Source organism: Haloarchaeobius caseinilyticus (genome assembly GCF_051207395.1).
Taxonomy (GTDB): domain Archaea; phylum Halobacteriota; class Halobacteria; order Halobacteriales; family Natrialbaceae; genus Haloarchaeobius.
Genome location: NZ_JBPJZC010000004.1, coordinates 312,174 through 326,020 on the forward strand (window position 1 = coordinate 312,174; position 13,847 = coordinate 326,020).

The window sequence follows — 13,847 nt, forward strand, 5'->3', positions numbered from 1 at the left end:
TCCTCGGACTCGCTCGTTCTGTTTTTCGTGGCACTGGGTCGCTGGTTCTCGCCGGTCGTCAAGGCAACTCGATTGACGAGACCGTAAGAATCTCCTACGTATAGTGAGACACCACGAACGTGAGCCAACTGTCCCAGAACTACGTGAACGGAGAGTGGACCGACGCGTCGACCGGCGACGTATTCGAGTGTACCGACCCGGCGGCACCGGACGAAGTCGTCGCCGAGTACCAGAAATCGGACGCGAGCGACGCGGGCGAGGCCGTCGAAGCCGCGGCCGCGGCACAGGACGAGTGGGCGACCACACCGGCACCCCAGCGTGGGGCCATCCTCCGCGAGGCCGCCGGGAATCTCGATGCGCGAAAAGACGAACTGACCGAACTGCTAACGCGCGAGGAGGGGAAGACACACGCCGAAGCCGGCGGCGAGGTCCAGCGTGCGATAGACATCTTCTACTACTACGCGGAGAAGACCCGTGACCTCGGCGGGGCAGTGAAGTCCGCCAGTTCGCCGGGAACGAACCTCTACACAGTGAACGAGCCAGTCGGTGTCGCTGCGCTCGTCACGCCGTGGAACTACCCCATCGCCATCCCGGCGTGGAAGATGGCCCCGGCACTGGCGACCGGGAACACGTTCGTCATCAACCCCGCCTCCGAAGCGCCAGGGGTCGCCATCGCCCTGCTCGAAGCACTCGACGAGGCCGGCCTCCCGGACGGTGTCGGGAACATCGTCACCGGCCCGGGGAGTACGGTCGGCGACGCTATCGTCACCCACGACGAGGTCGACGCCGTCTCGTTCACCGGGAGTGGGCAGGTCGGCCACATGGTCTACGAGAAGGCCACGGACGACGGCAAGCGCGTCCAGACCGAACTCGGCGGGAAGAACCCGACGGTCGTCGCAGAGAGCGCCGACGTAGACGAAGCAGCCGACATCGTCGCGGCTGGCGCGTTCGGTGTGACGGGCCAGGCCTGTACCGCCTGTTCCCGCGCCATCGTCCACGAGTCGCTCTACGACGAGTTCGTCGAGGCCGTCGTCGACCGTGCGGAGGACATCGAGGTCGGTCCCGGGGACGAGTACGACATGGGACCGCAGGTCAGCGAGTCCGAACTGGAAGGCACGCTCGACTACATCGAAGTCGCCGAAGCGGAAGGCGCGACCCTCGAAACCGGCGGCGGCCTACCCGCGGGTGACCAATTGGGCGACGGCTACTACGTCGAACCAACCGTCTTCTCCGGCGTTGAGCGTGACTACCGCATCGCGCAAGAAGAGGTGTTCGGGCCGGTCCTCGCCGTCCTCGAAGCGAGTGATTTCGACGACGCCCTCGACTCTGCGAACGACTCCCAGTACGGGCTGTCGGCCAGTATCGTCACGAACGACCACAGCGAAGCCGAACGCTTCGTCCGCGAGGTCGAGGCGGGCGTCTCGAAGATTAACGCGAAGACGACCGGACTGGAGCTGCACGTCCCCTTCGGCGGCTTCAAGCAATCTTCCAGCGAGACCTGGCGCGAGCAGGGCGACGCCGGTATCGACTTCTACACCATCGAACGGACCGTCTACGACAACTTCTGAACGAAGTCGGTCTCCTGGCCGACTTCCGACTCGACTTCCGCTGGTCCCGAATCTTTACTCCGGTCCACGTGGTACGCGTGGTCGTGGCGTACCAGAATCCCATCCTACCGGGGACGCATCCAGACCCCACGGTCTGTCGCGTCGGCGACGACTATTATCTCGCGACGAGTTCGTTCGAGTACTTTCCCGGGGTTCCACTGTATCACAGCGACGACCTCGTCTCGTGGAACCACATCGGCCACTGTCTCACACGCGAAAGCCAGCTCGACCTCGCCGAGACGCGCTCGTCCGGTGGCATCTACGCACCGACGCTCAGGCACCACGACGGAACGTTCTATCTCGTCACCACGCACGTGGACGGCGGCGGCAACTTCGTCGTGACTGCGGACGACCCCGCGGGCGAGTGGTCTGACCCCACGTACATCGACGCGCCGGGATTCGACCCAGACCTGTTCTTCGACGACGGCACAGCGTACTTCTCGTATGCTGCCGGGCCGACACTCGCCGAGACGACTATCAAGCAAGTGACGGTCGACCTCGACAGCGGCGAGGTCGGCGACGAACGAGAACTATGGCGGGGATTCGAGGGCAGTTTCAGCGAGGCCCCACACCTGTACGAGCGAGACGGCGTGTACTACCTGCTCACCGCCGAGGGCGGCACGCACGTCAACCACATGGTCGTCACTGGCCGAGCAGACAGTCCGACGGGACCCTTCGAACCGTGCCCGAGCAATCCGGTCCTCTCGCATCGCGGGCATCCAATGGGAGCCATCAAGGCGGCCGGCCACGGCGACCTCGTCCAGGCCCCCGACGACTCGTGGTGGCTCGTCTTCCTCGGCATCCGTCAGCGAGGCGGGCATCCCGGCTGGCACCACCTCGGCAGAGAAACGTTCCTCGCTCCCGTCGAGTGGGTCGACGGGTGGCCAGTCGTCAATGGTGGTGACCCCGTCAAACTGGCCATGGACGCCGACGGTCTCCCGGGTGCGTCTTCCGTGCCGGTCGACCACGAGTCGGTCGCCGGAGGGTCCGCAACTGGCGAGACAGAGACGACGTTCGACGGAGAGTCCCTTCCCGGCGAGTTCGAGTATCGACGGAATCCCGAGCCGGGGGCCTATACACTCGACGAGGACGAGTCCGGGCTAGTTCTCCGGGGACGGACAACCAGTCTGGACGAGGTGGGTGCGACCTTCGTCGGTCGTCGGCAAGCCCACTTCGACGGTCACGTCGAGACGACGTTCGAATTCGACCCTGACGAGAGCGAGGACGCCGGACTCGCGCTGGTCGCCGACGAGGACCACCACTACGAGGTCGGCGTCGGCGACCACGGTGACGGCCCGGTTTCGTTCGTTCGGCTCCGCATCGGGGAGGTGTGCGACCGAATCGCCGAGCGGCCAATCTCGGGGACCGACCATCACCTCAGCATCGACGCGAATGCCGGGCAGTACGTGTTCAGGTACGTAGCAGCCGACGGGACCGAAACCGAACTGGGTACCGCTTCGACGCGGTATCTGGCGACGGAAGTGACCGGGAGCTTCACCGGTGTGTACGTCGGGCCGTACGCGACCAGTCCCGCAGCGGAGTCGACGCCGGCGCGGTTCGAGCTGTTCGCGTACGAACCGACCGAGTGACCGGGAGACACCAACGGGAAGACGGCGTCCGGCAGGCGAGCTATCAACCTTCGCGCCGATGCCAACTATGAAATACCCCGCTACAGATATCAGTAGTGTATGTCGAACCTTCGCAAGCTACGCGACCCGAACGCCGAGTATACCATGCGAGACCTGTCCGGTGAGACGATGGGCCTCACCGACGAGCGAAACGGCCCTCGTGACGTCGAAATCACCGACGTCCAGACGACCATCGTCGACGGCAACTACCCGTGGATTCTCGTCCGTGTCTACACCGACGCCGGTCTCGTGGGCAACGGGGAGTCCTACTGGGGCGGCGGCGACGCCGACATCATCGACCGGATGGCCCCCTTCATCATCGGCGAGAACCCGCTGGACATCGACCGACTGTACGAACACATGGTCCAGAAGATGTCCGGCGAAGGCTCCATCTCCGGCAAGGTCATCTCTGCTATCTCCGGCATCGAAATTGCGCTCCACGACGTTGCGGGCAAGATCATGAACGTGCCCGCTTACCAGCTCGTCGGCGGGAAGTACCGCGACGAAGTCCGTATCTACTGTGACTGTCACGCTGGCGACGAGTCCGAACCCGCGTCCAACGCTCGCGAGGCGAGACGTGTCGTCGACGAACTCGGCTACGACGCCATCAAGTTCGATCTCGACGTCCCCTCGGGCCACGAGAAGGACCGCGCGAACCGCCACCTCCGCGGTCCCGAAATCGACCACAAAGTCGACATCGTGCAGGCGGTCTGTGAGGAAGTCGGCGACGAGGCAGACGTCGCCTTCGACTGCCACTGGGCGTTCACTGGCGGGAGTGCGAAGCGACTCGCCAAAGCCATCGAAGAGTACGACGTGTGGTGGCTCGAAGACCCGATACCGCCGGAGAACCACGACGTCCAGCGTGAGGTCACACAGTCCGCACCGGAGACCCCCATCACGGTCGGCGAGAACGTCTACCGGAAACACGGCCAACGCCAACTCCTCCAGGAACAAGCCGTGGACATCATCGCGCCCGACCTCCCGCGCGTCGGCGGGATGCGTGAGACGCGAAAGATTGCCGACCTCGCAGACCTGTACTACATCCCGGTCGCGATGCACAACGTCTCCTCACCCATCGGGACGATGGCCTCGGCACAGGTCGCCGCCGCGATTCCAAACTCGCTCGCCGTCGAGTTCCACTCGTACCAACTCGGCTGGTGGGAAGACCTAGTCGAGGAAGACGACCTCATCCAGGAAGGGCGGATGGCCGTCCCCGAAAAGCCCGGTCTCGGGCTCACGCTCGACCTCGATGCGGTCGAAGCGCACATGGCTGAGGGTGAGGAGTTGTTTGACGAGGCGTAAGCCGAAGTCAAGCTCGTGAAGCTCCGCTTCACGGTGTTCGACGAAGCATAGCTTCGTCGGGCAGGTCGAACGAACTCCGAACTCGTTTAGGGAATATCGCGGAGCTGTTTATCCTTCTCACTCCTGAGCAACGACTGCGTCTTCAAATCGTCTGTTCTGTGTAGCAAACTATCAGTCTGCGATACTAAACACCTTATCGGATGACTGGGTGAAGTATACCTAATAGCCTGGTGAGTAAGATAGTGTGGTGCTACCGGGGAATGACATGAAGCACGTGAGGCTGAGACAGAGGACCCATACGATCGTACCAAAACCCACTCACAGGGGTCCTGTGGCCCCACGTGAGGACGGCACACCGCTCGTCTGACCAGCGATGTCGTCGGGTCATCCAGACAGAATCGGTTTTAGTAGCACAGAATGAGGTTCAGTAGCAACACACGAGAGCCAGTATCACTCATCCGTCGGCCACAGCGATCGACTGGTCTCGCAGCGTGCGTCTCGGTCGTGACGAGGGACTGCTACTGAGTCTCCGAGCACGGTTTTTCACCCACACATTACAAACATAGTCCTGTAATGGACACTGGCGACGCTACCCCGTCGATTCGCCGTCGGTGCCAGTGTCACGGTTTCTCTCGTGCACGGCCGCCGGTGGAAGTCCAATCAGGGGGACGATCTGGCAGGAGCTATTCGAAATAATCGGAAATTGGGATCAGTATCATGGTATTAAACATCATGATAGACACTAACATTCGGTAGGCATTCCGACTATCTCGAACTGTCAGTCGAATATCGGGAGAATCTCTTACACTGGGCTTCGTCACGGCGATACGTAACACGACAACAGGTCTACTGTTCCGATATAGACGGAACAATTATGAGGATTCTGTGAGAGGTACACGTATGTCCTCGAAGCCGCTAAAATCTCTCGTTCGTGCGAACCGCATCATGGAAAAGCTCGTCGAGAACAAGGCAGCTTCAGTGAACGAACTCGCCGAAGCGTTCGATATGCCATTGAGTACGATGTACGAGTACGTGAACACCCTCGAAACACTCAATTACATCGTCAAACAACCGGATCGTCGCTATCGCGTGAGTACGTCGTTTCTCGAAATCGGGAACAGGGTCCGGCGGGACCGCGAGATATACAGCACGGCAGAACCAGAACTTCGCCGACTGGCCGAAGAGACGGGCGAGTTCGCCGGGCTGATGATAGAGGAGAACAACCTCGGCGTGTTGTTGTCGATGAAGAAAGGGGAGAAGGTGAAGCGACTGCAAGTAAGCCGAACCTACCCCGGTGTCAAATCGCGTCTTCACACGACTGCGTACGGAAAGGCGATACTGTCTCAGTTGTCCGACGACGAGATTCGCACCATCCTCGACCAGTACGGACTCTACCCGAAGACGGAGAACACCCTCACCGACGTGGAAGCCGTCCTCGAAGAGGTGGAACTCGTCCGCCAACGAGGGTATGCGTTCGACGACGAGGAGTGCTTCGACGGAATGCGGGGAATCGGGGTCCCACTCACTGACGGGTCGGACAATATGCTCGCGGGCATCGCACTGTATGGCCCGCCGAGTCGCCTCAACGACGAGGTGTTCTTCGAGGAGTATCCTACAGTCGTGCAACAGTACGCGAACATCATTCGTGGGAACCACGAGTACTCCTGACGCCCTAATCCGTCGGTTCTAGTGGTCTGGCGACGTCGATACGCGCCTGCAGTGGCCAACGACGAACTCCGCGGCTCATCATACAGAGAGTAATGCAATCGAGCCAACAAATTATTACCCAGTGGTACGTCTTAGTAACCGGTATTCTTAATACACTATCGTATGTGAATAGTTAACGCAGCATGGCAGAGTATACACTGGACACAGAGGAGGGGAGAATCGAGGCCCTGCGTCGAATGTTGACGATTCGCGAGTTCGACACACGAGCGGGGCAGTACTTCGCCGATGGTGAGATACCGGGGTTCGTTCACCTGTACATCGGTGAAGAAGCGGTGGCCACCGGAACGTGCGCTGCACTCGAACCGGACGACTACATCAGCAGCACACACCGGGGTCACGGCCACTGTATCGCGAAGGGGCTTGACCCCGAACTGATGATGGCCGAACTGTTCGGAAAAGAGACCGGCTACTGCAACGGCAAGGGAGGCTCGATGCACATCGCAGACGTCGATGCCGGGATGCTCGGGGCGAACGGCATCGTCGGTGCAGGACCGCCGCTGGCGACCGGGGCGGCGCTCTCGATCGATTACCAAGACCGCGACCAGGTGGCGCTCGCGTTCCTCGGTGACGGCGCGACTGCGCAGGGACAGGTTCACGAGTCGGTCAACATCGCTGCGACGTGGGACCTGCCGGCCATATTCCTCATCGAGAACAACCAGTACGGCGAAGCGACGCCCGTCGACAAACAGCACAATATCGCGAACCTCAGTGACACCGCCGGTGCCTACGACATCCCCGGCATCACCGTCGACGGGATGGACGTGACCGCCGTCTACGAGGCAGTCACCGAAGCACGAAAGCGGGCAGCGGCAGGGGACGGCCCGACACTAATCGAAGCGGAGACCTACCGATACCACGGCCACTACGAAGGAGACGAACAGAACTACCGGACGGACGAGGAACTCCAGCAGTGGAAGGACCGGGACGCCATCGACGCGTTCAAACAGCGCCTCGTCGACCGCGGGGAACTCTCCGAATCGGACATCGAAGACATGGAGGCCGAAGTAGAATCGACCATCGCAGACGCAATCGAGTTCGCACAGGAATCCGACCTGCCTGCGCGTGAGGAAGCGTACGACGACATGTTCAAGGAATCAGTTCCCGAGATCGAGAAGTTCGCAAGCCGCGCCCGCACCGACGGTGGGTCGAACGGAGGTGATTCGCGATGAGTGCCCAGAGCGCCCCTGCAGAACTCGACAGCATGGAGACCGAGGAGATGACCGTCCGGGAGTCGATCCGGCTCGCACTGCGCGAAGAACTCCGGCGTGACGAGGACGTGTACGTGATGGGCGAAGACGTCGGTGCCTTCGGGGGCGTCCTCGAAGTGACCGGCGACCTCTTCGACGAGTTCGGCGAGAAGCGGGTCCGAGACACACCCATCGCCGAGGCCGGGTTCGTCGGTGCGGCGACTGGCGCGGCAGCGACCGGGACACGACCGGTCGTCGAACTCATGTTCTCGGACTTCATGGGCGTCTCGATGGAACAGATCATGAACCAGATGGCGAAGATGCGGTACATGTTCGGCGGTAAGACCGAGATGCCGGTCACCGTTCGGACGACCGAGGGCGGTGGCATGGGAGCCGCCAGCCAGCACTCCGGCACGGTTCACGCCTGGATCGCACACTTCCCCGGTCTGAAAGCGGTCGCACCCGGGACGCCTGCGTCGGCGAAAGGCCTGACGAAGGCTGCCATCAGGTCCGACGACCCGGTGTTCGTCTTTGAGAACAAGATGATATACGAACAGACGGGCCAAGTCCCGACCGACGAGGACTACACGGTCCCAATCGGTGAGGCCGCAGTCGAGCGCGAAGGCGCGGACGTCACCGTGGTCGCTACTCAGCGACTCGTCGGCGAGTCGCTTGACGTCGCAGAGAGCCTGTCCGGCGACGTGAGCGTCGAAGTCATCGACCCACGGTCGTTGTACCCACTGGACACCGAGACCATCGTCGAGAGTCTCCAGAAGACCGGCCGGATGGTCGTCGCCGACGAGAGTCCGCTCTCGTACGGCGTCCACGCCGAAATCATCGCCCGAGCACAGGAAGAAGCGTTCTTCAGTCTCGACGCACCCATCCAGCGCGTCGGCACCCCCGACACGCACATGCCGTTCAGTACACCGCTCGAAAAGGAAGTGCTCCCGGACGGTGACGAGGTCGAGAACGCAATCCAACGGATTACGTGAGCAGTCGTGGCACACGTTGGACTCATCGTCAATCCGTCGGCCGGCCGTGACATTCGCCGTCTCACTGGCGGTGCGAGCGTCGTGGACAACTACGCGAAACGGCGCGTCGCCGAGTGTGTCCTGAACGGCCTGACGCTCGTCGATGAGACACCCAGCGTCGAAGTGATGCCGGAGAAAATCGGCATCGCGTCCCACGCCATCGACGAGGCACCCGCAGCGATGGACGCCTCTCTCGTCGAGATGGCAATCGAGGAATCGGCAGCCGACACGCGACGCGCCGCCGCGCACTTCCGCGAGACAGCAGATGTCGTCGTCGTCCTCGGCGGCGACGGGACGACCCGTGACGCCGCGCTCGAACTCGGTGACGTTCCACTGCTGTCCGTCTCCACGGGCACGAACAACGTCGTCCCGACGCCCGTCGACGGCACCGTCGCTGGCGCGGCCGCCGCCGTAATCGCGGGCGGAGTCGTCGACGTCGACTCCGTGACCTACCGACACGGGCGCATCGACGTCTGGGCAGACGACGTCACGGGTGAGAAGACGCTCTCGGGCCTCGCAACAGTCGGTATCACCGACCGACCGTTCGTCGGGACGAGAGCCGTCATCGACCCATCGGACCTGCTGGGCGGTGTCGTCACCCGGGCCCATCCGGGCGAAATCGGCCTCACCAGCGTTGCGGGGTGTCTCTCGCCACTCGCGCCAGATGCACCGGGCGGTGTCGCACTCGAATTGGGAGACCCTGCCCAGACGCCTCAGTCCGTCCGGGCTGTCCTCGCCCCGGGGATGACGACGACCATCGGGGTCGAGCGACACGACCCACTCGACTGGGGTGAATCGACGACGTTCAGCGTGACAGACTGTGTCGTCGGTGCGGACGGAGAGCGTGAAATCGAACTCGTCGACGCGACCGTGACGATGACGCCCGTCGCTGACGGTCCTCGTCTCGTCGACGTCGATGCCGCACTCGGTGCTGCTCCGCAAGGCTCGGCAGTACGCCGAAGCGGTGTCTCGCCCGAAGAGTAGTTCCCGCGCTCCTGTTTTCCGTTTCCTGTGCGATGCGCACTGTCGGTACTTCGTCGCGAGGCGTTGCGAGTGAAAACACGTGACCTCTCGGTCGCTTACTCCTTGCCGCGATACGATTCGAGGACGAGTTCGGAGGCCTGACTCGCTCGCTCCAGGAACTGGTCGAGAAATGCGTCGGCTTCAGACTCGCCGAGTGCGTGCGTATCGTACGTCAGGCTGGCAGTGACCAGCGGTTGGAGTTCGACTCCATCGCCGTCGGGAACTGCCCGTTGGCCGGACGGGTCGACTTCGAGGGCGGCGACCCCTGGTTGGTTGACGAGCAGTCCCTTCGAGTCCACGCCCGCCGTATTCGACAGCGTGAACGAAGGCTTCCGGTCGTCGTCGCCGTCGAGTGATTCACGGGCCGCGACGAGTTCGGTCAGTGACTTCTCACCGACATCGGAGATGGTGCCAGTCGTTGGGGCACCGTCGACCTCGGTGACGAGTGCGATGTCTTGTTGCGCCTGCAGTTGGTGCGTCGACTCGGAATAGGTGCCGTTCACGACCGGAACATCTGACAACGCTTCCGAGGCGACGACCACCAACACGTCGGTCGTGGTGACCGCCTCCTCGAACGCTCCCCGAACCGCCTCGGTGGTGTCGAGCAGTGCCTCGCCAGTTTCGGGAGCCGCGACGGTAGTGGTCCGCTGGAACCGCAGCCCGGCCACCTCACCGGATTCGACACGGCGAACCGACGCAGCAGTCGCGGTCGATTCAGACGCAGCGGCTGCCTCGACGTCGTCGGCGGTAATCGAGTCCATCGGACCCGTGCCCTCGACCGACGTGAGGTCCACATCCAACTCCCCTGCCCGTTTCTTCGCCCGTGGCGACGCTTTGACCGACTCTGTGCCGGAATCGGTCTCGCTGGCGGCTGCTTCGACGTCGTCGGCGGTAATCGAGTCCATCGGTCCGGTTCCTTCGACCGATGTGAGGTCGACTCCCAGTTCTTCTGCCTGTTTTTTCGCCCGCGGGGACGCTTTCACTTCGAGGGCTGCACCACCAGTGGCGCACGGAGATTCAGTTGCTTGGTCATCGGTCGGAGTGGTGTCAGCCGGTGGGTCCGATGCCTGCTCGTCCGAACTGCCTTCGGCAGTTTCGGCGACGCCGTCGAGTTCGGCCTCGACCGCTGCCTCTAGTTCTGAGATATCGGCGTCGGCGGCTGCCAGAATTCCGATCGGCTTCCCCGGTGGCACAGATTCCCCTTCCTCGAGGTATATCCGCCTGAGTACACCGTCTTCCCGTGCCTCGACCTCCCCGATGCTCTTTTCGGACTCTATTTCGGCGATTACGTCACCTTCCGACACGCTATCGCCGGGACCGAAGAACCACTCAAGGACGATTCCTTGCTCCATCTCCAGCCCGAGCTTGGGCATCTTGACAATAATTGCCATTATAAATCATTTATCTACGCCAGCATACAAAAGTGTGTTCACCGAGGCAACGTCCCGATTCGCTCGGCGGCCCAGTGCTCGTCGTCACTCCAGGTTCTGGCGCGTATCAACACAGACGTCTCACGGCGTCGCGACAGTCCCGCGAAGTTCCTGCTGGACGTGCTCGCCGATTTGCTGGATCGAGTCTCTGGCCCGGTCCAGTTCTGGCTCGGCGAGCATCGTCAAGAACCCGTGAATCATGTCGTCGTACTGGACGTGAGTCGTCGGGACCCCCGCTTCGGACAGTTCCTGTGCCAACGCCTGTCCGTCGTCGCGGAGCGGGTCGAAACCACACGTCAGCACCAGCGACGATGGGAGGCCGTCCATGGACTCCGCACGGAGCGGCGAGGCGTAAGCGTGCGTTCCATCGAGTTCACTCCGGAGGTAGCCGTCCCAGAATCGCTCCATGTCTGCTCGGGTGAGGAAGTACCCCTGCGCGTTCGCCTCGTAGGAATCCGTGTCGAACGCGTAATTCGTCGGCGGGTAGGCGAGCACTTGATAGTCGATATCGGGCCCGTCCCTGTCACGCGAGAGCAGGCCGACGCCCATCGCGAGGTTCGCCCCCGCACTGTCACCAGCGACCACCAGCGAATCGGCCGAGGCACCGAGTTCCGCCGCGTTGTTGGCGACCCAGCACGTCGCCGCGTAGCAGTCTTCGAGTCCCGCCGGGAACCGATTTTCGGGTGCGAGTCTGTAGTCGACTGCGACCACGACGCACTCAGTCGCGTTCGCGAGTGCTCGGCAGAGCGCATCGTGCGTTTCGAGTCCGCCGAGCAACCAGCCGCCACCGTGGAAGAACACGAGCGAGGGAAGATCTCCCTCCTCGGTCGGCCGGTAGATACGGATGGGAACGTCGCTTCCCGGGCCCGGAATCGTCCGTTCCGTGACCGAGGCGACGGTGTCCGGTGGCTCACTCGGGACGGTGAGGTCGCGATACGTTTCACGAGCGTCTTCCAACGACAACCGATACAGCGGGGGCAGCCCCTGCTCGGAGAGTCCGTGTAGGTACTCCTCGACCTGCGGATGAAGCGTGGATGACATTGCGTCTACTACTGTATTCGGGCAGAGCAGTATAATTGTACCCCCTCTGGCAGGGGGGTATAATAGGCTCCACGCTGTACTCCTCACCCGTCAGGTAGCATTCGAAGATGGCTGCAGATTCACTCCCAAGAGAGACTGAAGTACTGGTTATCGGCGCTGGTCCCGGCGGCTACGTCGCTGCGATACGGGCGGCCCAATCAGGTGCCGACGTAACACTCGTCGAGAAGGACGCCTACGGCGGGACCTGCCTCAACGTCGGCTGTATCCCCTCGAAAGCACTCATCACCGCGACCGATATCGCACACGACGCGGAGGATGCCGACCGAATGGGTATCAGTGCCGACATCGACGTCGACTTCGGGGCGATGACCGAGTGGAAAGACGGAGTCGTGAGTCAACTCACTGGCGGCGTCGAAAAGCTCTGCGAGGCCAACGGTGTGACACTCGTCGACGGCACCGCATCGTTCACGAGCGAAAACGAGGTCACGGTCGACCGGGACGGAACGAGGAAGGGCGCCATCGAGTTCGACAACGCCATCGTCGCAACTGGGTCGCGTCCGGTCGAACTCACCGGATTTTCGTTCGATGGCCAGCACGTCCTCTCGTCGACACACGCGCTCGCTCTCGACTCGCTACCCGAGGAGCTAGTCGTTATCGGTGCGGGATACATCGGAATGGAACTCTCGACCGTGTTCGCCAAGCTCGGCGTCGATGTCACGGTCGTCGAAATGCGCGACCAGATACTCCCCGGATACGAGCAGGACGTTGCGCGTGTCGTCAGTCGACGTGCTGAGAGCCTCGGCGCCGATTTCCGCTTCGGTGAACGCGCCGAGGGCTGGACGCCGATCACTTCCGGTGTTCGGGTGACTACGGAGTCTGACGACGACGAGCGGTTCGAATACGACGCCGACTCAGTCGTCGTGGCCGTCGGTCGGGAGCCAGTCACGGATACACTCGAACTGTCAGCTGCAGGTGTCGAAATGGACGAGAACGGCTTCGTCCAGACGGACGACCAGACCCGAACGAGCACCGAGGGAATCTTCGCCGTCGGGGACGTCGCTGGCGAACCGCTGCTCGCTCACAAGGCGAGTCGCGAGGGCGAAGTCGCTACCGAAGTCATCGCCGGAAACGCTGCCACGGTCTCGACGCGGGCGGTTCCCGCTGCGGTCTTCACCGACCCCGAGATCGCGACGGTCGGGATGACCGAAGCGACGGCCGAAGAAGCGGGCCTGAACCCCGTCGTCGGCCAGCTGCCGATGCGGGCGTCGGGTCGGGCGCTCACGCTCGACGAAACCGACGGCTTCGTTCGTGTCGTCGCGGACGAAGAAACGGGAACCATCGTCGGGGCGCAACTCGTCTGTCCCGACGCCTCGGAACTCGTCGCCGAGTTCGCGCTGGCCATCGAAACGGACGCCACACTCACAGACATCGCGACGACGGTCCACACGCATCCGACTCTCACCGAAGCAGCGATGGAGGCTGCCGCGAACGCGCACGGTGCGGCGATCCACACGCCCAATCGGTGATTCACCACGCTCGGTTGGACGCTCCCTGCCCACGGTTCGGGAACCGACGACAGAGTTCTCGAAACCGGATAGCGGAGCGTTCAGCACCGCCGCCGTTCGCTCACTGCCGGCAGTCGTTCGCCTGTCGTGCTTCCATTGCGTGAGGAGAACACCAGCATACGATACCGATTACCCCACAATCATAGAGTGTGCGGAGGAAGCCCACGGCTTCAGTCGAGGGAGGTGTTCGATCAGATCAAGAATGATAAACAAATCTTTGTTTCCGTTCATTCATTCAAAAATCCTCTTTGTTAGACGACTCACAACTAATTTTCGAGCACGAAGTTGATGCTCCTGGGTGATAC

The 13,847-nt window shown here is 62.3% G+C and carries 10 protein-coding genes; 8 read left to right on the forward strand and 2 right to left on the reverse strand.

Annotated elements, in window-relative coordinates; all coding sequences use genetic code 11:
* Positions 1 to 119: 119 nt before the first annotated feature.
* The 7 genes from xacF to ACSC1P_RS19065 all read left to right on the forward strand — a co-directional run bounded on the left by xacF (position 120) and on the right by ACSC1P_RS19065 (position 9,467).
* Positions 120 to 1,568: a 2,5-dioxovalerate dehydrogenase gene (xacF, locus tag ACSC1P_RS19035; RefSeq protein WP_435361790.1), complete on the forward strand. Its 1,449-nt coding sequence runs from the start codon at positions 120 to 122 to the stop codon at positions 1,566 to 1,568.
* A gap of 83 nt (positions 1,569 to 1,651) precedes the next feature.
* Positions 1,652 to 3,196, forward strand: a complete 1,545-nt coding sequence (locus ACSC1P_RS19040) for a glycoside hydrolase family 43 protein (RefSeq protein ID WP_435361791.1) — start codon at positions 1,652 to 1,654, stop codon at positions 3,194 to 3,196.
* Between the two features lie 99 nt (positions 3,197 to 3,295).
* Positions 3,296 to 4,537, forward strand: a complete 1,242-nt coding sequence (locus ACSC1P_RS19045; protein WP_435361792.1) for a mandelate racemase/muconate lactonizing enzyme family protein — start codon at positions 3,296 to 3,298, stop codon at positions 4,535 to 4,537.
* A 900-nt stretch (positions 4,538 to 5,437) separates the two neighbouring features.
* Positions 5,438 to 6,205 carry an IclR family transcriptional regulator gene (locus ACSC1P_RS19050; RefSeq protein ID WP_435361793.1) on the forward strand — a complete coding sequence of 256 codons (768 nt, stop codon included), beginning with the start codon at positions 5,438 to 5,440 and terminating at the stop codon, positions 6,203 to 6,205.
* Positions 6,206 to 6,387: 182 nt separating this feature from the next.
* Positions 6,388 to 7,434 carry a thiamine pyrophosphate-dependent dehydrogenase E1 component subunit alpha gene (locus ACSC1P_RS19055; protein WP_435361794.1) on the forward strand — a complete coding sequence of 349 codons (1,047 nt, stop codon included), beginning with the start codon at positions 6,388 to 6,390 and terminating at the stop codon, positions 7,432 to 7,434.
* Positions 7,431 to 8,444: an alpha-ketoacid dehydrogenase subunit beta gene (locus ACSC1P_RS19060; protein ID WP_435361795.1), complete on the forward strand. Its 1,014-nt coding sequence runs from the start codon at positions 7,431 to 7,433 to the stop codon at positions 8,442 to 8,444. Before ACSC1P_RS19055 ends, ACSC1P_RS19060 begins: the two co-directional genes overlap by 4 nt.
* Before the next feature lie 6 nt (positions 8,445 to 8,450).
* The gene (locus tag ACSC1P_RS19065; protein ID WP_435361796.1) at positions 8,451 to 9,467 is read left to right on the forward strand and encodes an NAD(+)/NADH kinase; all 1,017 of its coding nucleotides are present in this window, start codon (positions 8,451 to 8,453) and stop codon (positions 9,465 to 9,467) included.
* Positions 9,468 to 9,562: 95 nt separating this feature from the next.
* On the opposite strand, the gene ACSC1P_RS19070 is transcribed toward ACSC1P_RS19065, so the two are convergent.
* Both ACSC1P_RS19070 and lipP1 read right to left on the reverse strand, forming a co-directional pair.
* Positions 9,563 to 10,897 carry an E3 binding domain-containing protein gene (locus tag ACSC1P_RS19070; RefSeq protein ID WP_435361797.1) on the reverse strand — a complete coding sequence of 445 codons (1,335 nt, stop codon included), beginning with the start codon at positions 10,895 to 10,897 and terminating at the stop codon, positions 9,563 to 9,565.
* Between the two features lie 120 nt (positions 10,898 to 11,017).
* Positions 11,018 to 11,977: a LipP1 family hormone-sensitive lipase gene (lipP1, locus tag ACSC1P_RS19075; protein ID WP_435361798.1), complete on the reverse strand. Its 960-nt coding sequence runs from the start codon at positions 11,975 to 11,977 to the stop codon at positions 11,018 to 11,020.
* Between the two features lie 107 nt (positions 11,978 to 12,084).
* Here lipP1 and lpdA point away from each other — a divergent pair, with 107 nt between their 5' ends.
* Entirely contained in the window at positions 12,085 to 13,503 is a 1,419-nt protein-coding gene (gene lpdA / locus ACSC1P_RS19080) for a dihydrolipoyl dehydrogenase (protein ID WP_435361799.1), read from the forward strand.
* Positions 13,504 to 13,847: the final 344 nt, after the last annotated feature.